The organism is Microbacterium proteolyticum (assembly GCF_030818075.1).
Taxonomy (GTDB): domain Bacteria; phylum Actinomycetota; class Actinomycetes; order Actinomycetales; family Microbacteriaceae; genus Microbacterium; species Microbacterium proteolyticum_A.
Genome location: NZ_JAUSZZ010000001.1, coordinates 3423087 through 3449819 on the forward strand (window position 1 = coordinate 3423087; position 26733 = coordinate 3449819).

At 71.0% G+C, this 26733-nt stretch carries 19 protein-coding genes and 1 pseudogene; 7 read left to right on the plus strand and 13 right to left on the minus strand.

Annotated features, from left to right (window positions below; genetic code table 11):
• The first annotated feature begins 12 nt into the window (after positions 1-12).
• Positions 13-1335, plus strand: coding sequence for a bifunctional o-acetylhomoserine/o-acetylserine sulfhydrylase (locus QE392_RS15995; RefSeq protein WP_307453477.1), 1323 nt, complete (start codon positions 13-15; stop codon positions 1333-1335).
• Positions 1336-1671: 336 nt separating this feature from the next.
• On the opposite strand, the gene QE392_RS16000 is transcribed toward QE392_RS15995, so the two are convergent.
• A complete protein-coding gene (locus QE392_RS16000; RefSeq protein WP_307453478.1) occupies positions 1672-2370 on the minus strand; it encodes an SDR family NAD(P)-dependent oxidoreductase in 699 nt (232 codons plus the stop codon).
• Between the two features lie 95 nt (positions 2371-2465).
• Here QE392_RS16000 and metX point away from each other — a divergent pair, with 95 nt between their 5' ends.
• Entirely contained in the window at positions 2466-3671 is a 1206-nt protein-coding gene (gene metX, locus QE392_RS16005; RefSeq protein ID WP_307453479.1) for a homoserine O-acetyltransferase MetX, read from the plus strand.
• 64 nt (positions 3672-3735) lie between these two features.
• Here the strand turns inward: metX and QE392_RS16010 are convergent, their stop codons facing one another.
• Positions 3736-4983 carry an MFS transporter gene (locus tag QE392_RS16010; RefSeq protein WP_307454172.1) on the minus strand — a complete coding sequence of 416 codons (1248 nt, stop codon included), beginning with the start codon at positions 4981-4983 and terminating at the stop codon, positions 3736-3738.
• Between the two features lie 197 nt (positions 4984-5180).
• Here QE392_RS16010 and QE392_RS16015 point away from each other — a divergent pair, with 197 nt between their 5' ends.
• A complete protein-coding gene (locus tag QE392_RS16015; RefSeq protein ID WP_307453480.1) occupies positions 5181-5795 on the plus strand; it encodes a hypothetical protein in 615 nt (204 codons plus the stop codon).
• Positions 5796-5907: 112 nt separating this feature from the next.
• Here the strand turns inward: QE392_RS16015 and QE392_RS16020 are convergent, their stop codons facing one another.
• The 3 genes from QE392_RS16020 to QE392_RS16030 form a co-directional block, all read right to left on the minus strand.
• Positions 5908-6234 (minus strand): thiamine-binding protein, encoded by a 327-nt coding sequence (locus QE392_RS16020; protein WP_307453481.1) that lies wholly within the window; start codon positions 6232-6234, stop codon positions 5908-5910.
• A gap of 230 nt (positions 6235-6464) precedes the next feature.
• Complete coding sequence (locus tag QE392_RS16025) at positions 6465-7772, minus strand: glycosyltransferase family 87 protein (protein ID WP_307453482.1); 1308 nt, start codon at positions 7770-7772, stop codon at positions 6465-6467.
• Positions 7773-7858: 86 nt separating this feature from the next.
• A complete protein-coding gene (locus tag QE392_RS16030; protein ID WP_307453483.1) occupies positions 7859-8716 on the minus strand; it encodes an ADP-dependent NAD(P)H-hydrate dehydratase in 858 nt (285 codons plus the stop codon).
• Between the two features lie 29 nt (positions 8717-8745).
• On the opposite strand from QE392_RS16030, the gene QE392_RS16035 reads away from it, so the two are divergent.
• On the plus strand, positions 8746-9804 hold the full coding sequence (locus QE392_RS16035; RefSeq protein WP_307453484.1) for an oxidoreductase: 1059 nt from the start codon (positions 8746-8748) through the stop codon (positions 9802-9804).
• 143 nt (positions 9805-9947) lie between these two features.
• Here the strand turns inward: QE392_RS16035 and QE392_RS16040 are convergent, their stop codons facing one another.
• Both QE392_RS16040 and QE392_RS16045 read right to left on the minus strand, forming a co-directional pair.
• Positions 9948-11003 (minus strand): hemolysin family protein, encoded by a 1056-nt coding sequence (locus QE392_RS16040; protein WP_307453485.1) that lies wholly within the window; start codon positions 11001-11003, stop codon positions 9948-9950.
• A complete protein-coding gene (locus tag QE392_RS16045) occupies positions 11003-12343 on the minus strand; it encodes a hemolysin family protein (protein ID WP_307453486.1) in 1341 nt (446 codons plus the stop codon). Before QE392_RS16045 ends, QE392_RS16040 begins: the two co-directional genes overlap by 1 nt.
• A gap of 156 nt (positions 12344-12499) precedes the next feature.
• Here QE392_RS16045 and QE392_RS16050 point away from each other — a divergent pair, with 156 nt between their 5' ends.
• Positions 12500-13525 carry a glycoside hydrolase family 76 protein gene (locus QE392_RS16050; RefSeq protein ID WP_307453487.1) on the plus strand — a complete coding sequence of 342 codons (1026 nt, stop codon included), beginning with the start codon at positions 12500-12502 and terminating at the stop codon, positions 13523-13525.
• On the opposite strand, the pseudogene QE392_RS16055 reads toward QE392_RS16050, so the two are convergent.
• A pseudogene (locus QE392_RS16055) lies at positions 13515-15126 on the minus strand (IMP dehydrogenase). The gene QE392_RS16050 and the pseudogene QE392_RS16055 overlap by 11 nt on opposite strands.
• A 22-nt stretch (positions 15127-15148) precedes the next feature.
• On the opposite strand from QE392_RS16055, the gene QE392_RS16060 reads away from it, so the two are divergent.
• Positions 15149-18844, plus strand: a complete 3696-nt coding sequence (locus QE392_RS16060) for a multifunctional oxoglutarate decarboxylase/oxoglutarate dehydrogenase thiamine pyrophosphate-binding subunit/dihydrolipoyllysine-residue succinyltransferase subunit (protein WP_307454173.1) — start codon at positions 15149-15151, stop codon at positions 18842-18844.
• Positions 18845-19237: 393 nt separating this feature from the next.
• Here the strand turns inward: QE392_RS16060 and QE392_RS16065 are convergent, their stop codons facing one another.
• From QE392_RS16065 to QE392_RS16085, 5 genes are read right to left on the minus strand one after another with little or no spacing between them, the layout of a single operon-like run.
• A complete protein-coding gene (locus tag QE392_RS16065; protein WP_307453488.1) occupies positions 19238-20539 on the minus strand; it encodes an alpha/beta hydrolase in 1302 nt (433 codons plus the stop codon).
• Positions 20536-23049 (minus strand): phosphatidylglycerol lysyltransferase domain-containing protein, encoded by a 2514-nt coding sequence (locus QE392_RS16070; RefSeq protein WP_307453489.1) that lies wholly within the window; start codon positions 23047-23049, stop codon positions 20536-20538. Before QE392_RS16070 ends, QE392_RS16065 begins: the two co-directional genes overlap by 4 nt.
• A gap of 37 nt (positions 23050-23086) precedes the next feature.
• A complete protein-coding gene (locus QE392_RS16075; RefSeq protein WP_307453490.1) occupies positions 23087-24391 on the minus strand; it encodes a GNAT family N-acetyltransferase in 1305 nt (434 codons plus the stop codon).
• 49 nt (positions 24392-24440) lie between these two features.
• Positions 24441-24683: a zf-HC2 domain-containing protein gene (locus QE392_RS16080; RefSeq protein ID WP_307453491.1), complete on the minus strand. Its 243-nt coding sequence runs from the start codon at positions 24681-24683 to the stop codon at positions 24441-24443.
• A complete protein-coding gene (locus QE392_RS16085) occupies positions 24680-25297 on the minus strand; it encodes a sigma-70 family RNA polymerase sigma factor (protein WP_373426509.1) in 618 nt (205 codons plus the stop codon). The genes QE392_RS16080 and QE392_RS16085 overlap by 4 nt, the downstream gene beginning before the upstream one ends.
• 89 nt (positions 25298-25386) lie before the next feature.
• On the opposite strand from QE392_RS16085, the gene aroA reads away from it, so the two are divergent.
• Positions 25387-26733, plus strand: a complete 1347-nt coding sequence (aroA, locus tag QE392_RS16090; protein WP_307453492.1) for a 3-phosphoshikimate 1-carboxyvinyltransferase — start codon at positions 25387-25389, stop codon at positions 26731-26733.

The window sequence follows — 26733 nt, forward strand, 5'->3', positions numbered from 1 at the left end:
CGAGGAGCAGCCATGTCGGCATCCGAGAACTGGCGTTTCGAAACCAAGCAGATCCACACCGGCGCGCAGCCCGATCCGGTGACCAAGGCTCGTGCCACGCCGATCTATCAGACCACTTCGTACGTGTTCGACAACGCCGACCACGCCGCGAACCTCTTCGCGCTGGCCGAGTTCGGCAACATCTACACGCGCATCCAGAACCCCACGCAGGACGTCGTCGAGCAGCGCGTCGCGGGCCTCGAGGGCGGCACCGGCGCCCTCCTCGTCGCCAGCGGTCAGGCCGCCGAGACGTTCGCGGTGCTCAACATCGCGCAGGCGGGCGATCACATCGTGTCGTCGAGCTCGATCTACGGCGGCACCTACAACCTCTTCAAGTACACCCTCGCCAAGCTGGGCATCGAGACGACGTTCGTCGAGAACCAGGACGACCCGGCGGAGTGGCGTGCCGCGGTCCGCCCGAACACCAAGCTGTTCTTCGCCGAGACCATCGGCAACCCCAAGATCAACGTGCTGGACATCCGCTCCGTCGCCGATGTGGCGCACGAGGCCGGCGTCCCGCTCATCGTCGACAACACGATCGCCACGCCCTACCTCATCCGTCCGTTCGAGCACGGCGCCGACATCATCGTGCACTCCGCGACCAAGTTCCTCGGCGGGCACGGCACCACCATCGGCGGCGTCATCGTCGACGGCGGCACCTTCGCGTGGTCGGAGCACTCCGACCGCTTCCCGGGCCTCACCACGCCCGACCCCTCCTACCACGGTGCCGTCTACACGCAGGCGGTCGGCGACGGCCTCGCGTACATCATCAAGGCCCGCGTCCAGCTGCTGCGCGACCTCGGCGCCTCGATCGCCCCGCAGAGCGCGTGGCAGCTGATCCAGGGCATCGAGACGCTGTCGCTGCGCATCGAACGTCACGTGCAGAACGCGCAGGAGATCGCGGAGTGGCTCGAGTCGCACCCCGATGTCGCGAGCGTGAACTACTCGGGCCTGCCGACCTCGCCCTGGTACGCCGCCGCCAACAACTACGCCCCCAAGGGCGTCGGCGCGGTGCTGTCGTTCGAGCTGAAGGGCGGAGTCGAGGCGGGCCGCGAGTTCGTGAACTCCCTGACGCTGTTCAGCCACCTCGCCAACATCGGCGACGTGCGTTCGCTCGTCATCCACCCCGCGTCCACGACGCATTCGCAGCTCACGCCCGAACAGCAGCTGACCGCGGGCGTGACGCCCGGGCTGGTGCGCCTGTCGGTGGGTCTCGAGAACATCATCGATCTCAAGGCCGATCTCGATCAGGCCCTCGCCGCCGCGCGTCGCCTCTCGGAGGCCTCGCGCGTCTGAGCCTGTTCGAGAACGCCCCGACCCTCGCGGGGGTCGGGGCGTTTCGCGTGCGCGGCGCCGCCCTCTGGCGACGAGCCGCGCCGCGGGGCCACCTCCCGTCGGGGGGAGACGCGGCCACCGCACAGCGGCCGCCGACCGCTCATCACGCCCGTGACGAGCGGAGGGTCAGGGATGAACGGAGGACGAAGACCGCATCGGCATCCTCCCCCCGCCCCTCGTCGTCCCCTCATCACGGCCAACGAGGTTGCGGGTCCGGACGGCCTCCGCCGCCCCTCGTCCTCCTGCCATCACGGCGATGAGGGGCACCGAACCGAGACGCGGATGAGCGATGCCCTGTTAGATCTTCTGCCGCGGCCGGAGGCTCCCCAGGCCGCCGTCCACTCCGATGACCTGGCCCGTCAGCCACGCGTTCTCCGGGGCGAGCAGGAACTCGACGGCGCGGGCGACGTCGTCCGGCTCCCCCAGACGACCGAGCGGGTGCATGGCCTCCGAGACCTTCCGCGACATGTCGGTCGAGGTGAGCTTCTCGGTGAGGCGCGTCTGCACGAGGCCGGGGGCCACGGCGTTCACCCGCAGCCCGTGGGCGGCGTAGCTGGCGGCGGCCGAGAGCGTCAGACCGATGACGCCGGCCTTGGCCGCGGCGATGCCATCGTGGTTGGGCAGGCCCGCCAGCGCCGCCGCCGACGACACGAGCACCACCGCCCCGCCGTTTCGCAGGTGCGACCCCGCCGCCCGCACCACCGCGAACGCCGTGGTCAGCGAAGCCGCGATCAGCCCGTCGTACTGTTCGCGGGAGGTGAGGTGCGCGGGCTTGAGCAGCATCGACCCGGCGAACACCGCAATGCCCTCCACCTCCCCCGCCTCGGCGACGACACGGTCCACGGCGTCGAAGTCCGTGGCATCCAGGAGGAAATCGGGCTCGATGACGGTGGAGTCCCGAGCCGTCGTGAGGACGCGGTGACCCGCGTCGCGCAGTCGTGTCGCCGTCGCCCCGCCGATGTCGCTCGAGGCCGCGATGAGGAGGTAGTTCGCCATAGCGGGATTCTGATCGATCGGTGCGGCGCGAGCGGGGGCTGGACAAGCACGTAACAGTCCGGTCGGCCCGCGCCGCACCCGGGAGAATGGATGCCATGGACTGGCAGATCTCCGAAGACACGGTGCCCTCGGCCCCGGTGACGGAGGCCGACGCGCGGTTCCTCCTCGGCCGCCCCCCGGCGACCGGCGCGTGGCGCGACGGCGACCCCGCGGGCGAGCGCCAGTTCGCCTCGTTCGGTTCCTTCCGGACCGAGAATGCCGAGTCCCTCCCGCTCGTGCGCCTCGCCTACGAGACGTGGGGCGAGCTCTCCCCCGCGCGCGACAACGCCGTGCTGGTGCTCCACGCCCTCACCGGTGACAGTCACGTGCGCGGGGCGGCCGGACCCGGGCACTCCACCGCCGGATGGTGGAGCGACCTGGTCGGGCCCGGAGCCGCGATCGACACCGACCGGTGGTTCGTCGTGGCCCCCAACATGCTGGGCGGATGCCAGGGCTCGACGGGACCGGCGAGCATCGCGCCCGACGGGTACGAGTGGGCGTCGCGTTTTCCGTATCTCACGATCCGCGACCAGGTCGCCGCGCAGGCGCTGCTCGCGGACGCGCTCGGCGTCGAGCGGTGGTACGCCGTGGTCGGCGGGTCGATGGGCGGCATGCACGCGATCGAATGGGCCGCGGGTCTGCCGGACCGCGTCGCGCGCGCGGCGATCCTGTCGGCGCCTCCGATCACGACGGCCGACCAGATCGCCCTCAACTCGGTGCAGCTCGACACCGTGCGCATGGACCCGCGCTTCGCGGGCGGGGAGTACTACGACGCCGGCGACGGCGACGGCCCGCACCGCGGTCTCGCGCTCGCGCGCCGCATGGCGCTGTTGAACTACCGCAGCCCCACCGAGCTCAACCAGCGGTTCCAACGGTCATGGCAATCAGGTGTGAGCCCCCTCGGCCGAGGCGGTCGGTTCGCCGTCGAGAGCTATCTCGACTTCCACGGCAACAAGTTCACCCGCCGGTTCGACGCGAACAGCTACCTCACCCTGGTCGAGGCGATGAATTCGCACGACGTGGGCCGCGGCCGCGACGGCGTCGAGGACGCCCTCGCCCGGGTCACCGCCACGACTCTGGTGCTCGGTATCGACAGCGACCGACTCTTCCCCATCGACGGCCAGCACCGGATCGCGCGCGGCATCCCGCATACGCTCGACGGTGACGAGGCGGTCGTGCTGACGAGCGACTTCGGGCACGACGGCTTCCTCATCGAGACCGCCGCCGTCGCCGCCCACCTGCGCCGGCTGCTCGCGACCTGACGATCGCGACTGCGGCGCCTGCCGGCATCCGCAGCGGTCGCACTCCCCGCGACCGTCGCCCGCGTCAGCCCTGCGTCGGGATGGAACCGGTGATCGCGGTCTGCGCGGCCTCGGCAGCCGGCATCCGGTGCCCGGGGTGACGACCACTGCGATCCTCGACGCGGTACGAGGCGACGGCGACGACGAGGCCGCCCAGGGCGAGCACCGCACCGACCCAGGCGGGGGCGACGAGTCCGAGCCCCGCGGCGATCGCGAGACCGCCGAGGAAGGCGCCGAGGCTGTTGCCGATGTTCAGCGCGGAGTGGTTGAGCGCGGCGCCGATCGACTGGTTGTCTTCGGCCACGTCCATGAGGCGCGTCTGGATGGCGGGGCTGAGTGCCGCGCCGCAGAAGGCCACGAGGAACGCGAAGAGGACGAGGCTCACGATCCAGCCCGCGGTCAGGGCGAGACCGACGGATGCCGCGGCGAGAGCGAGGAGACCGACGGAGAGCCAGAAGCGGAGGTCTTTGTCGGCGAGGGCACCCCCGACCACGTTGCCGACGGTCATGCCGATGCCGACGAGCACGAGGACGAGCGAGACCGTCCATTCGGGCTGCCCGGCGACGTCGGTGACCATGGGCGCGATGTAGCTGTACATCGCGAAGAACCCGCCGAAGCCGATCGCCCCGATGCCCAGCGCGAACCAGACCTGTGCGATGCGGAACACGCGCAGCTCGTCTCGGAGCCGTCGCCCGGGCGAGCCGGGGTGCTTCGGGACGAAGAGGGCGATGCAGATCGTCGCGAGCAGGAAGATGCCGGTGACGACGGCGAACGCCGCGCGCCAACCGACCTGCTGGCCCAACAGGGTGCCGAGCGGCACGCCCACGACGTTGGCGATGGTGAGGCCCGTGAGCACGAACGCGACGCCCTTCGCCCGATTGCCGGGGCCGAGCGCGTCGGCGGCGACGAGGGCACCGATACCGAAATAGGCGCCGTGCGGGAGCCCTGCCAGGAACCGGGATGCCGCGACGAGCTCGAATGTCGGGGCGATGACCGTCAGCAGGGTGAAGAACGCCAGCGCCGCGGCCAGCACGACCATCACCCGGTGGCGCGGGAAACGCGCGACCGACCCTGCGATCGTGGGGGCGCCGACGACGACACCGAGCGCGTAGAGGGAGATGAGCCAGCCCGCTTGCGCGATGGCGTCATCCGGCGACGAGGCCCAGGCACCGGGAACGAGCTCACGAGCGATGTTGGGCAACAGCCCCATCACCACGAACTCGGTCATACCGATGCCGAAACTGCCGATGGCGAGAGAAAGGAGCGCCCGCATCGCCGCGCCTCTCGAGGTCGTCGAGGAGGTCACATCACGATCGTAGCGGGGATGTCGACCGCGGTCGAATCGTTTCGACGTCATGCTCCGCCGGCCCCAGACGCGGACCGCCCGAACGGCACCCATCCTCCCCAAGACGGCTGTGGACGACCTTCTCCCCCGACCGCACCTTTCTGCACTTTTCACCCGCCCCGCACGTGGCAATCTCGGACCCCTCGCCGCACAATGAAGGGATGCCGGAGATGACGGAACCACAGGTCTGGGTGCTGATCGGCACGTTCGCCGCCGCCATCCTCGGAGGGATGACCTTCAGCACGAACCTCATCATGGGTTCGCTCACGAAAGTCATCACGGCGAACACGGATCGTCTGGAGGCGCGGATCGACGCGCTGCGTTTCGAGACGGTGGCCGAGACACGAATCACTCGCGTGGAGCTCACCACGAGGATCGACAGCGTCGAGGCCGGGCTCACCGCCAAAATCGACAGCGTCGAAGCCGGACTCAACGCCAAGATCGACAGCGTCGAAGCCGGACTCACCGCCAAAATCGACAGCGTCGAAGCCGGACTCAACGCCAAAATCGACAGCGTCGAAGCCGGACTCACCGCCAAAATCGACAGCGTCGAAGCCGGACTCAACGCCAAAATCGACAGCGTCGAAGCCGGACTCACCGCCAAAATCGACAGCGTCGAAGCCGAACTGAAGTCGATGATCGGGACCACCGAGAGTCGCCTCCGTGGCGACCTGGCCCGCATCGACGCCGACGTCACGGCTGTCACCAAGCGCATCTGGAACGACCCGCCCGCAGTGTGAGGGGAGCACGGTGCCTCGAGGCGGCTCCCGAGGCGCAGGCGAAGCGATCCCGAGGCGACAGCCCGGCTGGAACGACGGTCGGCCTGGCCGACCGGATGGAGCCGGCCGGGTTTCAGTCGCTGCGACGCTCCAACGCCTGCTCCAGGCGGTCGACCTTGCCCTCGATCTCGCCCGTGCGGCCGGGCCGGATGTCGGCCTTGAGAACGAGCGACACGCGCGAGCCGTAGGGCAGAACGGCTTCCGTCGCAGCCTTGACGACGGCGAACACCTCGTCCCACTCCCCCTCGATCTCCGTGAACATCGACGTCGTCCGGTGCGGCAGACCGGACGAGCGAACGACGGCGACGGCCGCGGCGACCGCGTCGTGCACCGACCCGTCAGGGCTCTCCGCGGAGGCGGAACCGATGCCGGAAGGAGCGACGGAGAAGGCGATGAGCATGTTTCGAGGATACGGGGCCGCCACGCGCTCGGTCCGGTGAATCGCGTACCGATGAGTCGCGGCACGGGCCCTCCGCACCGGCGACCGGCCGACACCCGGAGCTCAGCGCCCCGCGGGCACGCGCGGCACGGGCCCTCCGCGCCGGCGACCGGCCGCCACCCGGAGCTCACCTCCCGGCGGGCACGCGCGGCACGGGCCCTCCGCGCTGCTGACCGCCCGACACCCGGGGCTCAGCGCCCGGCGGGCACGCGCGGCGGCACCGGCCGCCGCCCGGTGACGATCTCGCGCAGGCCCGCGGGCGGGCGTACGCGTCCGACGGGGGCCTTCACGACCCGCAGGATCGCCCACACCAGCAGGACCAGCGCGAGAGCGTTGCGCAGCTCGAGCACGACCACGGGGAAGGGATTGGGATGCGTCGCCATCAGACCGTCGTACAGCAGCGGGTACATCCACTGCGTGAGCCCGGCGATCACCAGCGTCATGCCCGCGAACGCGTACCAGCGACGACGGTCGAGCATGAGGCCCAGAGCGACCGGTGCGAACAGCCACACGTAGTACTGTGGCGAGCCCACTTTGTTGAGGGCGATGAACGCGGTCACGAGCGCCAGCGAGAGCGGCGGGAAGAGGGCGAGGAACGTGGCCCCGTGGCGCAGCTTCCACACGCCCACGCCGGCTACGCCCGCCATGACGATCAGCATGAGGGGCGTCATCGCCGCGATCAGCGGCTCCGCACCCGGTCCCGTCACCTGGAACGTGAGCACGTCAGCGTCGTAATAGACCTGGCTCCCCGGCACGTAGAACGCAGCGAGGAACATGTAGAGGCCCCCGACGGGCGCCTCCATCTGGATCCCGCGCGAGGTCTGGTCGCCGACGAAACCGAAGACGAACCCGGCGCCGCCCAGGGCCACGACGGGGATGATGGTGGCGAGCGACACGGCCACCGCGCCCCAGACCAGCGCGAGACGACGACGGATCACCACGAGCCCGGCGGCGAGGATCGCCGCCGGCCACACCTTCATCCACACCGCGATCGACAGCAGAAGGGATGCCACGAGGGGTCGCCGGAGCATCCAGATGCCGCCGAGGAGGGCGAGGGGCACGGTGATCCCGTCGATGCGGTAGATGCCGACCGGACCGATCAGGAGGATCGCCGCGAGCCAGAACCAGGCTGCGACGACGCGTCCGCGCGAGCGCGCGTCGCCCACGAGGACGAGGAAGGCGACGAGGTTGCACAACGACACCGTCAGGGCCCACGCGGGGGTGTAGCCGATCGCCCAGGCGAACACCCACGCGAAGGTCATCGGCAGGAACGCGAGCTGCGGGTAGATCCACTTCTCGGTGATGCCGGGCCACTGCCAGGTGTCGCTCCGCGTGCACGAGGTCACGTCCACGCCGCCGAAGAGGGCGCAGCGCGACCACGGTTCGTAGACCAGGTACACGTCGCCCATGGGTTCATTGGGCTGCTGGTAGCCCAGAACGGCCACCACGACGTGCACGGCGACGAACGCGATCAACAGGGGGATGACACGCCTCAGCACCGGGTAATCCTAAGCGGGCGTCGCTGGACGCCTCCCCCGCGCTTCGGCCGACTCCCGCATCCTGACGGGCACGGCGGGGTCGAACGTTATGCGATCGAGTCCCCGAGGAGGGCGGCGATCACGCCGGGCAGCGCTTCGGCGACGTCGAGCGCGACGATCGGCCCCCCGCCCGACCCGCGGGACAGGGAGGCCACGGAACCGGCGCGCCCGTGCACCCATGCCGCGGTCGCCGCGCACGCGGCCAGGTCCTCCACCCCGGCGCGTCCAGCGGCCACGGCGCCGGCGACGATCGCCCCGAGCACTCCGCCCAGCACGTCGCCGGTTCCGGCCGTTGCCAGCCACGACGTCCCCGAACGGACGCGACGGCTGCTCCCGCCCGCCGCCGCCACGATGGTCACCGCCCCCTTCGACAGCACCACGCCGCCGAGAGCCTCCGCCGTCTCGACGGCGAGACGTTCCCTGACGTCGAGGTCCCGAGCCTCCTCCGTCGCGAGACCCAGCGCCTCTCGGAGCCGGGTCAGCTCACGCGCGTGCGGGGTGACGATCATCGGCGCCGACGCCCCCGGCACGAGGTCCAGTGCCCCCGCGTCGACCACGACCGGCAGGTCCCCGCTCAGGATGCCGCGAAGAGCGGCCGTCTCGGAGGCGTCGCGCTCGGCGGCATCCGTTCCCGAGCCGATCACCCACGCTTGCACACGCCCGTCCGCCGTGACCGTCTCGGGGCGACGCTGCAGCACGAGATCCTGCGCACGCGAGGGTCCGAGGTAGCGGACCATCCCGGTACCCGTGCGCCATGCCGCCTCGACGCCGAGCACGGCGGCGCCGGGGTAGCGTTCGGACCCGGTGCGCAGTCCCACGACGCCGCGGGAATACTTGTCGTCGTCCGCCGTTGGCCTCCGGAAGGTGCCGGCGGCATCCCGCCCGCTCCAGTCTCTCGCCGTCATGGCGACACCCTAGAACGCGAAGGTCCCCCGTGAGCGCCCTCTTCACACCCCTGTCCATCCGCGGTATCGAGATGCGCAATCGCCTGTGGGTCTCGCCGATGTGCCAGTACAGCGCCGTCGACGGCGTCCCGAACGATTGGCATCACGTGCACCTCGCCCAGTTCGCGGCGGGCGGCGCGGGACTCGTGATCGCCGAAGCGAGTGCGGTCTCACCCGAGGGCCGGATCTCGCCCGATGACGCGGGAGTGTGGAACGACGCCCAGGCGGCGGCGTGGGCACCGATCGTCGCCGCGGTCCGCGCCCGAGGCGCGGTCGCCGGCGTGCAGCTCAGTCACGCCGGGCGGAAAGCCTCGACCTCCTCGCCCCTCACCGGCGAGCGCGGATCGGTCTCCGTCGACGCGGGCGGGTGGGCCACCGTCGCCCCGTCGGCATCCGCCTACGCCTCCTACGCCGAGCCTGTCGCGCTGGATGCCGCCGGCATCGAGAAGGTCGTGGCCGACTTCGCGGATGCCGCCCGCCGAGCCGCCGACGCCGGGTTCGAGGTCGTCGAGGTGCACGCGGCGCACGGCTACCTGCTGCACCAGTTCCTCTCCCCGCTCACGAACCACCGCGACGATGAGTACGGCGGTTCTCTCGAGAACCGTGTGCGCCTGCTCTCCCGGGTCGTCGCGGCGGTGCGCGCCGCCGCCCCGGACGCGGCGGTCTTCGTCCGCTTCTCCGCCACCGACGCCGCCGACGGCGGCTGGGACGTGGCCGACACGGTCGCCGCGGCGCGCATCGCCGCCGAGGCCGGCGCCGATCTGATCGACGTCTCCAGCGCCGGCCTCGTGCCGGAGCAGCACGTGGTGCCGGGCCCCGGCTATCAGGTGGGTTACGCCGCCGAGGTCCGCCGCGAGACCGGCCTGCTCGTCAGCGCCGTCGGCATGATCGACGACCCGGCCCTCGCGGAACAGATCGTCGCCGACGGCCGCGCCGACGCGGTCATGTCGGCGCGCGAGTGGTTGCGGGATCCGCACTACGCGCTGCGTGCCGCCGTCGCGCTGGGCGCTCCCGTGCCCGCCCCTGCGCAGTACCTTCGCGCGTACTGACCCTCTGCCCCGGCAGCGAACGTCCCGTCCGGCTGAGACTCGGCCGACACCGGATGCCGCGGGGCTCCGGCCCGCGGCCGACACCGGATGCCGCGGGGCTCCGGCCCGCGGCATCCGGTGTCCGTCGCCGGCGTCGAGGACGATCAGATGAAACGGCGTCGCTCGGTGGCGTCCTGCACCTCGCCCACGAGCTCTTCGATGACGTCCTCCAGGAACAGCACGGCCTGCACGTCGCCCTGCTCGTCGCGCACCTGGGCGAGGTGCCGACCGGAGCGGCGCATGAGCGCGAGGGCGTCCTCGAGGTCGGTCGACTCGAGCACCGACACCATGTGGTGCACGCGCTTGCCCGGGATGGGCCGGAGCATGACGGCATCCGATCCTTCTGCCGCCCGGAGCACGTCCTTGAGGTGGACGTACCCCGTGGGGTTGCCCGCCGCGTCGACGATCACGTAGCGCGAGTAGCCGTGCTGAGCGACGGCCCGCTCGATCTCGGCCGGGGTGGTGGTCTCGGGGAGGGTGACCAGCTGGCCCATCGGCACGGCGATGTCCGCCGCCTTCTTCTCGGTGAACTCCACCACCGCCGTGACCGTCCCGGAGGTGTCGTCGAGCACGCCCTCGCGGCGCGACTGGGTGACGATGGTCGCGACCTCGTCGAGGGTGTAGGTCGAGGCGGCCTCGTCCTTCGGCTCGACGCGGAACAGGCGCAGCACATGGTTGGCCGTCCAGTTGAGGGCGACGATGACGGGGTGGAACGCCTTCGACACCGCCACCAACGGCGGGGCGAGCATGAGCACCGCGCGATCCGGCAGCGAGAACGCGAGGTTCTTCGGCACCATCTCGCCGAACACCACGTGCAGGTACGACACGATCAGCAGCGCGACGATGAACGAGGCGATGTCGACGGCGGCCTCGGGGATCCCGGTGAGCCCGAGGGGCCCCGCCAGCAGGTGGTGGATCGCCGGCTCCGACACGTTCAAGATCAGCAGCGAGCAGATCGTGATGCCGAGCTGGCAGGTCGCCAGCATGAGAGTGGCGTGCTCCATGGCGTACAGCGCCGTCTTCGCCGCCCGCGACCCGCGGTCGGCGTGCGGTTCGATCTGCGACCGGCGCGCGGAGATGACGGCGAACTCGGCACCGACGAAGAACGCATTGGCGACCAGCAGCACGACCAGCCACGCGATTCCCGCCCAATCGCTCATCACTGATCACCGCCCTTCGCCGCGCGGACGAGGTCGTCGACGTCCTGCTCCCGGGGCGTGGGGGTGAACTGCACGCGGTCGACCCGCCGACCGTCCATCCGCTGCACGGCGAGCACCCCGTCGTCGAGGTCGACGGTGTCGCCGACAGCGGGGATGCGCTCGAGCGCGGCCATGATGAACCCGCCCACCGTGTCGTACACCTCCCCCTCGGGCACGCGGATGCCCGCGCGATCGAGCACCTCGTCGGGCCGGAGGTCGCCCGGGAAGGTGACGGATGCCGCGGAACGCACGACGCCGGCGCGTGAGCGGTCGTGCTCGTCGAGCACCTCGCCGACGATCTCCTCCACGAGGTCTTCGAGGGTGACGACCCCGGCGGTGCCGCCGTACTCGTCGACGACGATCGCCATCTGGTACCCGCGCGAGCGCAGTTCCGACACGAGCGTGTCGAGGTGCACGGTCTCGGGGACGCGCAGCGGTTCGGTCGACAGCGCCGCCACCGGCACCTCGCCGCGCTTCTCGCGCGGCACGCCGATGGCCGCCTTCAGATGCACGACGCCGATGATGTCGTCCATCGACTCGCCGTAGACGGGGAAGCGGCTGTGCCCGGTGCGTCGCGCGAGCTGCACGACGTCGTCGGCGGGATCGCCTGCGGCGAGCGCGTGCACGCTCGGGCGGGGAGTCATGACGTCCGCGGCGCTGAGACGGGCGAAAGTGAGGCTGCGATCGAGCAGCGAAGCGGTGTCCTTCTCGAGCATCCCGGCGCTGGCCGAGCGCTTGACGAGGCTCGACAGCTCCTCGGCCGACCGCGCGCCGGACAGCTCCTCCTTGGGCTCCACCCCCATGGCGCGCAGCACGCCGTTGGCGCTGCCGTTGAGCACGACGATCGCGGGTTTGAACACCGCGGTGAAGGCCACCTGGAACGGGATGACGAGCTTCGCCGTCTGCCGCGGAATGGCCAGGGCGAAGTTCTTCGGCACGAGCTCACCGAGGATCATCGACAGCACCGTGGCGAACCCCACGCCGACCACGGCCGCGAGCGAGACGATGAGCGCCTCGGGCAGACCCCACGACTGGAAGACGGGACGCAGCAGGTTCGAGATGGCCGGTTCCATCGTGTATCCGGTGAGGAGCGTCGTCAGCGTGATACCCAGCTGTGCGCTCGACAGGTGCGTCGACGTGATGCGCAGCGCGTCGATGGTCAGCGACAACCGCGACTCGCCCGCGTCGCGGCGGGCTTCGAGATCGGCACGGTCGAGGTTGACGAGGGCGAATTCGCTCGCGACGAACAGCCCGGTCCCCACGGTGAGAAGCAGCCCCACGCCCAGCATGACGTAATCCATCAGCCATCACCCCCGCTCGAGCGTTCGGCGGAAGAGGGTCGGTGGGGCGTGGGTCTACAACTGGGAGGGTCGTCCATCGTGCGGTCGATTCTATGGCAGCCCCGCACCACCGGCATCCGGATTCTCGCCACCCCCGGCCCTGGGGAGGATGGGGGGATGGATGCCGTCTCTCGCGCACAAGAACGTGCGATGGCCGCCGAGTCGGCCGTCGTCCGCCGGTACGTCCGTCGCCACGGGCCGGTGGCCTGGGCGCATGCCGCGACGCCGGGCGTCCCCGGCGCCCGGACGTGGCACTACTGGTGGCACGCGCACCTGCTGCACGTGCTCCGGGACGCCCAGCAGCACCGGCCCGATCCGCGTCGGGCGCGCCTGCTGCGGGAGCTGCACCGCGGCATCACGCTGCGCACGCTCGGACGGTGGACCACCCCGTTCTACGACGACGTGGCGTGGATGACCCTGGCCCTGCAGAGGTACGACCTGCACGATCGGCGGATCGACCGCCTGACGCGCCGGCTCGATGAGGCCGTCGACCCGGCGGTGGGTGCACTTCCGTGGGCGGTCGACAGCGCGCTCTACAACGCCCCGGCCAACGGACCCGCCGCGATCGCCCTCGCGTGGACCGCGCGTCGCGGATCGGCCGTGGACCTCGACGCCTGGGTCGCGGCGACACTCGACGACCCGGCGACGGGGCTGGTGCGGGACGGCGTCGAGCACGGGATGGTCCGCCCGGAGCTGTGGACGTACAACCAGGGCGTGGCGATCGGATCCGCTCTCGCGCTCGCCGAGGGGGCACCCGACGCCGATGCGCGCGACGCCCATGAGGCGCGGGCGGCGTCGCTGGTGCAGGCGATCGTGCGGTGGTGCGAGCCGGACGGCGGGCTCTTCCCCGCGGCCGGGGGCGGCGACGGCGGACTCTTCGCCGGCATCCTCGCCCGCTACCTCGCGGAGGCGGCGGTATGGTTCGCAACCGATGCCGCGCGAGAGGAGCATCGGAACGTGTCCCGCGCGGCGGGCGACCTCGTGCGGCGCAACGCGGAGGCACTGTGGCACGGTCGACGCGACGGCCTTCTGCCCGCGGACCCGCGACGCCCGGCTCGCGCCGAGGGCGAGGACCTCGATCTCTCGGTCCAGCTCGGCGGGTGGATCACCCTCGAAGCGGAGGTCGCCGTTCTCACCAGCTGACGGGGAGAGCCTTGCCCTCTTCGTAGCCCGCCGCGGACTGCAGACCCACCCGGGCGCGCTCGTGGAACTGCGCGACCGTGGATGCCCCGGCGTAGGTGAACGACGAGCGCACGCCCGAGGTGATCATGTCGAGCAGGTCCTCGAGCCCGGGACGCTGCGGGTCGAGATAGATGCGCGACGACGAGATGCCCTCGGCGAAGAGCTCCTTGCGGGCCCGCTCGAACGGATCGAGACGACCGAACCGGCCCTGCACGGCCTTCGTGGATGCCATGCCCCACGACTCCTTGTAGAGCAGCCCCGCATCGTCGGTCCGCAGCCGGCCGGGCGACTCGATGGTGCCGGCGAACCACGACCCGATCATGACGGATGCCGCGCCCGCGGCGAGCGCGAGGGCGACGTCGCGCGGGTAACGCACGCCGCCGTCCGCCCACACGTGCGCGCCGACGCTGCGAGCAGCTTCGGCGGTCTCGAGGACGGCGGAGAACTGCGGGCGACCGACGGCGGTCATCATGCGGGTGGTGCACATGGCTCCCGGTCCCACGCCGACCTTGAGGATCGTCGCCCCGGCATCGGCGAGGTCGTGCACGCCCTCGGCCGTGACGACGTTGCCGGCGGCGATCGGGATGCCGAGGTCCAGCGCCGCGACCTCGCGGAGCGCCCGCAGCATCTGCGCCTGGTGGCCGTGGGCGGTGTCGACGACGAGGACGTCGACGCCGGCAGCGGCGAGCGCGCGCGCCTTGCCCGCGACGTCGCCGTTGATGCCGACGGCTGCGGCGACGATGAGGCGGCCGTCGGCGTCGACACCGGGGCGGTAGACGGAGTCGCGCAGAGCGCTGCGGGGCGAGAGGGTCCCGACGACGCGGTCCCCGTCGACGACCGCGACGATGTCGGCCCCGGTCTCCTCGATGAGCGCGAACACCTGCCGAGGATCGCCCCCGGGGACCCACACGGGACGCCTCCACCACGGGGGTGTCGCCGCGGGTGATGTCGCCGAGCGTGGCGTCCAGCAGCGCCGTCGCGAGCCGCGGAGCGGGGACGATGCCGCGGAAGCCGTCGAGATCGATGACGCCGTCCTCGCGCGCATCGGCCACGACGATGCCGCGCCCGGCCACGGGCGGCAGCAGCAGGCGCGCGTCGGCCACCGTGGCGTGGGGCGGCAGCACCAGCGGGGCGTCCCAGGCGACGGGCTGCGACTTGACCCACTCGACCGCGCCGAGCAGATCGGGCAGCGCGAGATCCTGCGGAAGGACGCCCAGACCGCCGCGGCGCGCGAGGGCGGCCGCCAGTCTCGTGCCCGTCACGGAATTCATGTTGGCCGACACCAGCGGGAGCGTGGCTCCGCTGCCGTCGGCGGGCGCGAGGTCCACGTCGAGGCGGCTGCGCACCTCGGAGTGACGGGGGACGAGGAACACGTCCGAGTAGGTGAGATCGACATCGGGCTGCGCACCGGAGAACTCCATGGCATCCACTCCACCACACGATCTGAAAGTAAAGGCCCCGTAAAGCCCACGGCTGCCCGCGGGAACCTCGACTAGGCTTGCGGTGCGCATGACGCCGACGTCTCTCGACGGTGGAGTCGGCGCATCCACAGGAATCTTCATCGAGGAAAGCAGGCGATCGACTGTGTCGAGCCAGGTGACGGGCGTCGGTACTTCGAGCGAGGGCGAGTTCGGCGCGAACGAGTGGCTCGTAGACGAGCTCTACGAACAGTTCACAGCCGACAAGCACTCCGTAGACAAGGCCTGGTGGCCGATCCTGGAGGCGTACCACCCGGTCGTCGACGGATCCTCCGCCGCCGCTCCCCCGCCTGCGCCACCCGCCGCGGCCACACCGCCGGCGTCCGAGCCCCACCCCGTGACCGCCCCGATCCCCGTGGTCGGACAGGCACCGGTGGCGCGCACGACGACCAAGCCCGCGGCCCCCCGCCCCATCCCCGCGCAGGCCCCCAACGCGGTGCCCTCGGTCGGTGCGGAGAGCACCGAAGAAGACCGCGTGACCGTGCTGAAGGGGATGCCGAAGGCTCTGGCATCCAACATGGACGACTCGCTCACGGTCCCCACCGCGACGAGCGTGCGGACCGTGCCGGCGAAGCTGATGATCGACAACCGCATCGTCATCAACAACCACATGTCGCGCACGCGCGGCGGCAAGGTCAGCTTCACCCACCTGATCGGCTGGGCGCTGATCCAGGCGCTCAAAGAGTTCCCGAGCCAGAACGTGTACTATGCCGAGATCGACGGCAAGCCCTCGGTCGTGGCTCCCGCGCACGTCAACCTCGGTATCGCGATCGACATGCCGAAGCCAGACGGGACCCGCGCGCTCCTCGTGCCGAGCATCAAGCGGGCCGACACCCTCACCTTCGGGGAGTTCCTCGCCTCGTACGAGGATCTCGTGCGCCGCGCGCGCGGCAACAAGCTGACACCGGCCGACTTCCAGGGCACGACGGTGTCGCTCACGAACCCCGGCGGTATCGGCACCGTGCACTCCGTGCCCCGCCTCATGCGCGGCCAGGGCGCGATCATCGGCGCGGGTGCGCTCGATTACCCTGCCGAGTTCCAGGGTGCGAGCGAGAAGACGCTGAACGAGTTCGCGATCGGCAAGACGATCACCCTCACCAGCACGTACGACCACCGTGTCATCCAGGGCGCCGGCTCGGGCGAGTTCCTGAAGAAGGTGCACGAGCTGCTCATCGGTCAGCGCGGGTTCTACGAAGACATCTTCGCGGCGCTGCGCATCCCCTACGCCCCCATCCACTGGGCCGCCGACATCAGCGTCGACATCTCGGAGCGCATCGACAAGAGCGCCCGCGTGCAGGAGCTCATCAACTCCTTCCGCGTGCGCGGTCACCTCATGGCCGACATCGACCCGCTCGAGTACGTGCAGCGCACGCACCCCGACCTCGAGATCGAGCAGCACGGCCTGACGTTCTGGGATCTCGACCGCGAATTCGTCACCGGCGGTCTCGGCGGCAAGCGCGTCGCCAAGCTCCGCGACATCCTGGGAGTGCTCCGGGACTCGTACTGCCGGACCATGGGTGTGGAGTACATGCACATCCAGGACCCGGCGCAGCGCCAGTGGTTCCAGCGCAACGTCGAGGTCAAGTACACCAAGCCCGGCCACGACGAGCAGCTGCGCATCCTGTCGAAGCTCAACCAGGCCGAGGCGTTCGAGACGTTCCTGCAGACCAAGTACGTCGGGCAGAAGCGCTTCAGCCTCGAGGGCGGAGAGTCCCTCATCCCGCTGCTGGACCAGATCCTCCAGGGCGCCGCCTCCGCGGGGCTCGACGGCGCCGCGATCGGAATGGCCCACCGCGGGCGTCTGAACGTGCTCACCAACATCGCGGGCAAGACCTACGGCCACGTGTTCCGCGAGTTCGAGGGTGCGGTCGCGGTCGGGAGCAAGCGCGGCTCGGGCGACGTGAAGTACCACTTGGGCACCGAGGGCACCTTCGTCGGCGACGCCGGCGACGAACTGCCGGTGTACCTCGCCGCCAACCCCTCGCACCTCGAGACCGTCGACGGCGTGCTCGAGGGCATCGTGCGCGCCAAGCAGGACCGCAAGCCCATCGGCACGTTCTCGTGGCTGCCCATCCTCGTGCACGGCGACGCCGCGTTCGCGGGCCAGGGCGTGGTCGTCGAGACCCTGCAGATGTCGCAGCTGCGCGGCTACCGCACGGGCGGCACGATCCACGTGGTCGTGAACAACCAGGTCGGCTTCACCACCACCCCCACCGACGCACGCACCTCGGTGTACGCCACCGACGTGGCCAAGACGATCCAGGCGCCGATCCTGCACGTCAACGGCGACGACCCCGAGGCCGTCGTCCGCGCCGCGGAGCTGGCGTTCCTGTACCGCGAGGAGTTCCATCGCGACATCGTCATCGACCTCGTCTGCTACCGCCGTCGCGGTCACAACGAGGGCGACGACCCCTCGATGACGCAGCCGCTGATGACCAACCTCATCGAGGCGAAGCGCTCCGTCCGCCGGCTGTACACCGAGTCGCTGGTCGGCCGCGGTGACATCACCGAGGACGAGTACGAGCAGGCCAAGCAGGACTTCCAGAGCCGTCTCGAGGTCGCCTTCGCCGACACGCACGAGGCGGAGACGGGCGCCAACCCCGTCGCCACGTCCGATGCCGCCGACGAGCCGGTGAGCGGTGCTCCCGAGACCACCGGTGTGTCCCGCGAGGTCGTCCAGCACATCGGTGACGCGTTCGTGAACAAGCCCGACGGCTTCACGGTGCACAACAAGCTGCAGCAGCTGCTCGACAAGCGACTCGACATGAGCCGCAACGGCAACATCGACTGGGCCTTCGGCGAGCTGCTCGCCTTCGGCTCCGTGCTGATGGAGGGCACGCCGGTGCGCCTCGCGGGTCAGGATTCGCGTCGCGGCACCTTCGTGCAGCGGCACGCGGTGCTGCACGACCGTGACAACGGCCAGGAATGGCTGCCGCTGGCGAACCTCAGCGAAAATCAGGGCCGCTTCTGGGTCTACGACTCGCTCCTCAGCGAGTACGCCGCGATGGCCTTCGAGTACGGCTACTCGGTCGAGCGTCCCGACGCGCTCGTGCTCTGGGAGGCGCAGTTCGGCGACTTCGCGAACGGCGCGCAATCGGTCATCGACGAGTTCATCTCGTCGGCCGACCAGAAGTGGGCGCAGCAGTCGAGCGTCGTGCTTCTGCTCCCCCACGGCTACGAGGGACAAGGCCCCGACCACTCGTCGGCCCGTATCGAGCGCTACCTGCAGATGTGCGCGCAAGACAACATGACGGTCGCGCGCCCCTCGACCCCCGCGTCGTACTTCCACCTGCTGCGTCGTCAGGCCTACCAGTGCCCGCGTCGCCCCCTCGTCGTGTTCACGCCGAAGGCCATGCTGCGTCTGCGCGGCGCCACGAGCCCCGTCGAGGACTTCCTCGAGGGTCGTTTCGAGCCGGTGCTCGACGACGACCGCGGCATCGACCGCGGCGCGGTGAAGCGCGTGCTTCTGCACGCCGGCAAGATCCACTGGGACCTGCGGGCCGAGCTCGACAAGAACCCGAACCCCGAGATCGCCCTCGTGCGTCTCGAGCAGTACCACCCGGCGCCGGCCGAGGAGTTGACTCGCGTTCTCGCGCAGTACCCGGATGCCGAAGTGGTGTGGGTGCAGGACGAGCCCGAGAACCAGGGAGCGTGGCCGTTCATCGCCCTCGAGCTCGCCGATCGGGTCGGCCGGCCGATCCGTCGCATCTCGCGCGCTGCCGCCGCCTCGACCGCGACCGGCTCTCCCAAGGTGCATGCGAACGAGCACAGCGCCATCATGCGGGAGGCGCTCGCGCGCTGATCCCTCGCGCCGCACGGGGCCCGGTCGACTTCGCTCGACCGGGCCCCGTCGTCTGCGCCGACCATTTGTTGCGCGGCCACGGCGGCCCCGCGGCGGCAGGCGACCGCCGGCAGGCGACCGCCGCGCGTGGGTCCACGGCCGAACCGCGGCGGCCGGCGACCGGCGCGCGTGGGTCCACGGCCGAACCGCGGCGGCCGGCGACCGGCGCGCGGGCTCACGCCGACCCCGCGGCCGGCAGGCGAACGCCGCGCGTGGGCTCACGGCCGCCCTGCCGCGGCTGGCGACCGCCGCGCGTGGGCTCACCGTCGCCGCGCAGCGGCAGGCGAACGCCGCGCGTCGGCTCACGGCGGCCCCGCACCGGCAGGGGACCGCCGCGCGTGGCGCGTGCCGTCGTCAGGAAGCCGGGGCGGCGAGCCCCAGAACGGGAGCGAGCGCGGGGATCGCGTAGGCGAGGCTTGCATCCAGCGCTTCGCCGGTGTGCCCGGCACCCTCCACGATGTGGGTCAGCACCGTGAAGCCTGCCGCCTGCGCCGCCGTGGCGTTCGCCTGCTGACCGGGGCCGTAGGTGGTGTCCTCGCTACCCCAGGTGAAGATCGCCGTGTGACCGGAGTAGGTGCCGGCGGGTGCGGCGGCCATGAGGGAGGACGGCTTGTCGGCCTGGAACGCGTTCGCGTCGCCGCCGAAGACATCGGCGACCGTCTGCGAGACGTGCTCCGAGCCGGGGAACTCGTTACCCATCACGTCGAGCATCTGCCCCCAGGTGCCGGGGTATTTGGCGCCGTAGGTGGCCGCGCACGAGCCGCCGTTCGAGAACCCTCCGATGATCCAGTACTTCGGGTCCTTGATGATGTTGAGGTTCTTCTCGGCCCACTGCGGCACGAGCTGGTTGATGTAGGTCGACACGGCACCGTACTTCGCGGAGTCAGCGCACGCGGGATCGAGATCGGGCGCGGTCAGCTGGTCGACGACCACGGCGATGGGAGCGAGCCCCTTGTTCTTCGCGGCGAACGCGTCGAGGGCCTTGGCCAGGGCCGTCGGGTCAGGTGAGCCCGGCTGCCCCATCATGAAGACGAGGAGCGGCAGAGCCGGCGGGTCGGCCACCTGTGCCGCGGGCGGCAGGTAGAGGGACGCATCGCGGGCGGCATACTGTCCGGTCGGGATCTTCGTGTTGCCGGTCAGGGCGCTCACGGATCCCTGCGCGGGCATTCCCGCGGGAGGCTCCCAGGTCTGATAGAGGGTCGAGGGGTCTCCTCCCTCCGTCTGCTGCGCCGGGAGCGAGGCCGGGTCGAGAGCCTGGACGCCGAGAATGGCCGCCAGATTGTGCGTGACGCCGTACGCCGCGTTGACTCCCAACGCCCCCGCCACGAGTGCGGCCACGACCGTGACAGCCCCGATCACCCGACGGGCCCACGGCCGTCGGCAGATGCCGACGACGCCGATCGCCGCGACGGCCACCGCCCCCGCCCCCCACCAGATCGCCAATCCGGGAAGGGGCCCCTGGAACGCGCCCCTCGCTTCGAGGATCTTGGCAGCGATCAGCATCGCCACGCCCGCCGCCAGACCGACGAGGAGCGTGCGGATGATCCGGCGGGGCGACCACACCACGACCGCGACCACTGCGATCCCGGCCACCGCCGCGCTGATGGCCAGCAGCGGACTGTCTATCAACTCGAACGAAAGGATGAATCTGTTCACCGGCGCCCCTCCCAGGCGGTCTTGGCCAGGGCGACCATCTCGCGCCGCGAGGCGTCGGGCAGGTAGGCGCGTCCGACAGCGGCCCCGATGCCCGGCAACTGCAGCGGGTCGCGGTAGGCGAGGGCGAGCGGGCGGTAGCGCGGGCGGAACTTGCCCTTGAACCGGAACAGCGACGCGAAGCCGTACGCCGGTTCCAGCACCTCCGCGAGCCAGCGCAGCAGGGCGCGCAACGGCGCGGGGTCCTCGTCCGCCGTCTCGCCGGGGTCGTCGGCCAGCGGTGCTCCCGACAGGCTCAACACCGTCGCGCCCTCCGCCTGCAGGTGCAGCGCGGCTTTCGCGATGAGGAACTCCATCATGCCGTTGGGGCCGTCGGAGCGGCGGCGCATGAAATCGAGCGTCCACCCCGTGATCTCGCCGTCGGTCCAGCTCGGCATCCAGCTCGTGACGGCTTCGATGCGGTCATCGGGTCCGACGGCCAGGAGCAGACGGACATCCCGGTCGCGCAGCTCGTCGAGCGACCCCAGGGTGAATCCCATCTCGGGGAGCGCGCGATCGGCGACCCACTCCTCGTCGATCGCCACCACCTGCGAGGCCTGCGCGACACTTAGCTCGTGCCACCGCGACCACACGGCCGTGAACCCCTCTCGCTCGGCGCGCGTGAGAGGCTGGCGCACCTTCTGCCAGGATTTGCCCGCGAAGGTCAGCCCGGGCAGGTCCATGACGGTCTCGACGCCGACCGGCACGTGCAACCAGCCCGCCTCGACGAGGTCGTCGAGGGTGTCGGCGTGCACGCTGTAGAACGCGGGGATCCAGCCGTGCTCGACGCAGAAATCGGTGTAGCCCCTCACGGCCTCGGGGCGCCGGCCCGCCGGCGCCAGGGGGTCGGCGACCGCCAGGGCGACGTCGCCGACGAGGCGGTACGCGACGGCGCACTCGCCGTCGTCGGAGTACCAGTGCCTGTTGCCCTCCCAGGTGCCGAGGAACCCGAGGGTGTCGCTCCCCCGGTGCAGCAGCTCGCGGTATCGGCCGGCATCGCCCGCATCCGGGCGCTGCACCCGGCGGTAGAGCCACAGGATCGCCGCCACCACGATCGCCCAGAACAACACCCCGACCCATTGATAGGCGAAGAGGGCCGGGCCGCTGTGCGGGAACGCGGTCGACCCGCCGGGGTGGGTGAACGACGGCGGCAGGAAGCGCCGCAGCGTCACCCCCAGCAGGTCGAGGACCGACACGTCGCGGTCGAAGGCGCGCTTGCCGATCGCCTCGACGACGAACAGCGTCGTGGCGCAGAGCAGGAACGCCGTCGTCAGCGTCACCGCGACCGCCCGTGCCGCCCGGGGTGTCGAACGGACCGAGAACCGGCGGCGGGCGATGACCAGAGCCGACGTCAGTGCGAGCGGGATGCCGACACTCGCAAGTGCCCAGAGGACGTACTCGGCACCGCTGCCGTCGACCCACGGGTCGATGCGCAGGCGACCGTTCGCCAGCGAGACCAGGGGCAGGACGGCGGATGCCACGAGCACGAACACCGCGACGATCCACGCGGCGCGGCGCCCCTGCCGCAGGCCCCACGCGGCGACCAGCAGGAGAACGAGCGGTGTCACGGCGAGGAGGGCCGGACCCGCTCCTCGCGTCATCAGCAGGGCCACCTGCTCGTCGCAGACGGATGCCGCCACCGTTCCGCAGCGAGCGAGCAGCGCATCGTCGTACTGGGTGTATGCATCGACGACGAGGGAGAGCGGACCGCGGCCGCCACCGCTGACCAGCGCGACGATCGGCCCGCTGCCGACCACGGCCACCAGCAACGCCAGAAGCGTGCGAGCCTCTCGCGTCGAACTGCGGTGCCACGACCGACGCTCCCGCCCCCGGGCGAGGAGCGCTCCCCCGACGAGCCCGATGCCCGCGGCGGTCAACCGGTACCAGGAGTCGGCGTCGCCGGCGTACAGGGCGAAAAGGGCGAGGAGGGCGAAGCCGACGAGCCGCAGGCGTCGACGCCAGAGTGTCGTCGCGAATGCCGACGCCGCCATCACCGTCCCGGCGATGGGGGTCGTGGGATCGAGGACGGGCACCTCGGCCGCGACGACGGGGCGGAGATCGGTCAGCGTCCACGCCGCGGCGTGGAGGCCGATCCCGACGAGGAGTCCCGCCACGCCCGTGACGGCGAGCAACGCAGCCGTGCGGCGCGACCCCAGCAGGCGTTCGCCGTACGCCAGAACCGTGAGCGCGAGCAGCGCCGATACCAGCGCGTCCACCGCGGAGTCCGGGACGACGAGGGCGGTGAGCACCGTCCACCAGCGTCCGCCGGCGAAGGTCGTGAGGGGACCGGCCCCCCACACGAACGCGCCGTCGCCGTTCCACAGCGATCCGGTCGCCGCGGCAGCAGCGAGCACGAGGACGGCCGTACACACCGCGACGGGATTCCGGGCCAGGTAAACGCGCAGGAACGCGCCGACGGCGCGCAGCCGCGAAGGCATCACCGCAGCCGGCGCGGGTGGAGCTGTTTCAGACATCGGCGAAAGCCTATGAGCAAAAGCCGACGCGCCGGGGTCAATACCAGATGTCGAGCAGCGGAGTCATAGCCGGCGCAAAAGATCGGTCGACGGCGGCGAGCACGGCGGGATCGCCCGAGGCGATGCCCGCGGCGGCCAGATCGGCGATGCGGGTCCCGCCCAGCAGCAGAGAACCGAGCGCGTTCACGGTCATGTCGACCTCGACGGCGTCGGTCGGCTCGGCCGCCTCGACGACGGCCTCCCCGTCGTCGCCGATGCGCACCTTCCACGCGCCGTCGGCGAATCCGAGGGGGTCGCTGACCCGCACCACGGCCCGCAGGGGCGCGCTGTAGGCCCGCGATGCGACGGCGCGGGGCACGTCGAGGATGCGCAGCCAGTGGTGGTCGGTCAACGTGGCGGTCACCGCTCGGCGGTCCGTGACCATCCACTGCAGGGGAGGCACCGGGGCCTGCAGAGCAGCCTTGACCGTGCCGACCAGATCGTGTTCGAGCAGGAACCGCCAGAGAGCGCCGTACGCCTCCGGCGTTTCGGCGAACAGAGCCCGCACCTCGAGGTCGTGCGCGGAGAAGTCATCGCGGTCGTCGATGGTGTACGCGACGATGCCCCGCTCGATCCCCTCCGGGTCGCGGTACGCGACCGCCCGGACCTTCTCGCCCGCCTTGTCGCCGGGTGCGAGGCCCGCGACGCCCCGCCAGCGTCCGTCCCATCCGGGCACCGCCCCGGGACGCTGCCGACGGACCCGCTCGTGAACGGCTGCGATCCGGGCGATCAGACCCTCGCGGGGCACGAAGTCGAGTCGACCCGGCGCGACGGGTCCGGACCAGCCGGCACGACGGGTGTCGACATGGACGTCGGAGGCCCAGGTCGCCGGAGAGAACCCCCATCGCGCATAGATCGTCGCTTCCGTCACGGTGAGGCCGGCGAGGGCGAAGCCCGCGTCAGCGGCGGTGCGCAGCTCGCCTCCCAGCATCGCACGGGCGATCCCCCTCCGCCGGTGGGTCGGCGCCACGGTGACGGCGCTGATCGCCCACAGGTCGATCTGCCGCCCGGGCGACGTGGTGAGTTCGGTTGCCCACGAGTCGACGGTGCCGACCGGAACCTCGGGCTCGGCGCCGCCCCGGTCGTACACACCGGTCAACCGGCGGGTGCGAAGGGTGAGCCGGGCGTTCTCCGCCTCCTCGTCGGTGGACTCGCCACCGAGGAAGCCTCGGGCCACCGCGCGCTGGAACGGCCGGTACCCGTCACCGTCGGGGTCGACGCGCGCGTACTCCAGACCGCGGGACGCCAGTTCCTCGGTGGAGGTGCGATCGAGGGGAAGCGTGAGGGTGTCGAGTGAGGCCATGCACCCACCCTAGGCACCCCCTCCGACACGAGCCGGCGCGGACCCCGCGTCAGTGCGTGGCTTGGATCGCCCGCAGCCGCGACAGCACCTGATCACGCAGTTCGTCGGGCGCGGTCTCCTTGCACGCCCGCGCGACCACCTCGGTCAGGGTGCGGGCCACCAGCGCCTCGTCCTGGCATCCGGGGCAGTTCTCGAGGTGCTCGCGGATGTCGCTCGCCTCGGTCTTGCAGACTTCGTTGCGGAGGTACTCCTCCAGATCGCGCCGTGCCTTGTCGCAGCCGCAGTCGCTCATTTCGTCTCTCCCGTCGCAGCCTGGATGCCGCGCTCCTTGGCGTAGTCCGACAGCAGGTCGCGCAGCAGCCGCCGGCCGCGGTGCAGACGGCTCATGACCGTGCCGATCGGGGTTTTCATGATGTCGGCGATCTCCTGGTAGGCGAAGCCCTCGACGTCGGCGAGGTACACCGCCATCCGGAAATCCTCGGGGATCGACTGCAACGCGTCCTTCACGACCGACGCGGGCATGTGATCGATGGCCTCGGCCTCGGCGGAGCGCGCGCTGCTCGCGGTGGTCGACTCGGCGCCGCCGAGCTGCCAGTCCTCGAGGTCGTCGATCGCACTCTGATACGGCTCGCGCTGCTTCTTGCGGTACGTGTTGATGTACGTGTTCGTGAGAATCCGGTACAGCCACGCCTTCAAGTTCGTGCCCTGCGTGAACGACGCCCACGACCCGAAGGCCTTGACGAAGGTCTCCTGCACGAGGTCGGCCGCATCCGCGGGATTGCGAGTCATCCGCATCGCCGCGGCATAGAGCTGGTCCATGAAGGGCAGAGCCTGCTCTTCGAACTGTGCGCGGGGCTCCGTCGCGCTCGCCGTGTCGTCCATCGCGCGCCAGTCTACGTCGGGCATGTCGATGGACACCGGGATCGCGAGAGGCGCGCTGTCGCGCTCGAGAAGTGCGGTCACGTGTCGTTCCCCTTTCAGTAGGCTAGGAACCCATGACTCCGCTCGGATATTCCCCCTCCGCCGCCAGTCCCCGCGGCGCATGGGACGCGCCCGTCGCACCCGGTCCCGTGGATGCCACGGTCACCGTGCCGGGGTCGAAATCCCTCACCAACCGCGAACTCGTGCTCGCCGCGATCGCCGATGGCCCCGGAACGCTCCACGCCCCGCTGCACTCCGACGACTCCGCGCGCATGATCGACGCCCTGCGCGCACTGGGCGTGGGGATCGAAGAGATCGACACCGACTCGCCGTTCGGCCCCGATCTGCTGGTCACTCCCCCGTCGTCGTTCGCCGGCGGCACCACCGTCGACTGCGGTCAGGCCGGCACGGTGATGCGATTCGTCGCTCCCGTGGCGGGCTTCGCCCGCGGTGACGTGCACGTCACCGCGCACGAGAGCGCGCTCCATCGCCCGATGGGCGCCATGATCCGCGCGCTCCGCGACGTCGGCGTCGACATCGACGACGGCGGTCACTGGGCGCTACCGTTCTCCGTTCGCGGCCACGGGCATGTGCGCGGCGGCGAGGTCGAGATCGACGCCAGCCAGTCGAGCCAGTTCGTCTCGGGTCTGCTGCTGGCCGCTCCGCGCTTCGACGTGGGCCTGCGGCTGCGGCACGTCGGATCGCGACTGCCGAGCGTCCCGCACATCGACATGACCGTCGAGGCCTTGGCCCACCGTGCGGTGCACGTCGAACGCCCGGCACCGGGCGAGTGGATCGTACCCGCCGGCCCGGTGCGGGCGAAAGACGTCGCGATCGAGCCCGACCTCTCCAACGCCTCCCCGTTCCTGGCTGCCGCCATGGTGACGGGCGGGTCGGTCACGGTCACCGGATGGCCGCTCCACAGCACGCAGCCGGGGGCCCTGCTCGTCGACATCCTCGCGGAGATGGGTGCGCGGGTCAGCCGCCGCGGCGGAGCGCTCACCGTCGCCGCCGGCGACGGCGGCATCCTGGGCGTGGACCTCGACCTCTCCGCGGCGGGCGAGCTCGCGCCGACCCTCTTCGGTCTGGCCGCCTTCGCCGACGGCCCGACGACGCTGCACGGGATCGGCCACATCCGCGGTCACGAGACCGACCGCATCGCGGCCCTCGTGGGCAACCTCCGCTCCCTCGGCGGCGAGGCGCACGAGATGGAGGACGGCATCCGCATCGTTCCGCGTCCTCTCACGGGCGGGGAGTGGAAGGCGCACCACGACCACCGTCTCGCCACGACCGGAGCGCTCATCGGCCTCCGCGTGCCGGGTGTGCACATCGACGACATCGGAACGACCGCCAAGACCCTCCCGCAGTTCGCCGCACTCTGGCACGCGATGCTCGGCACCGACCCGGATGCCACGGACTGA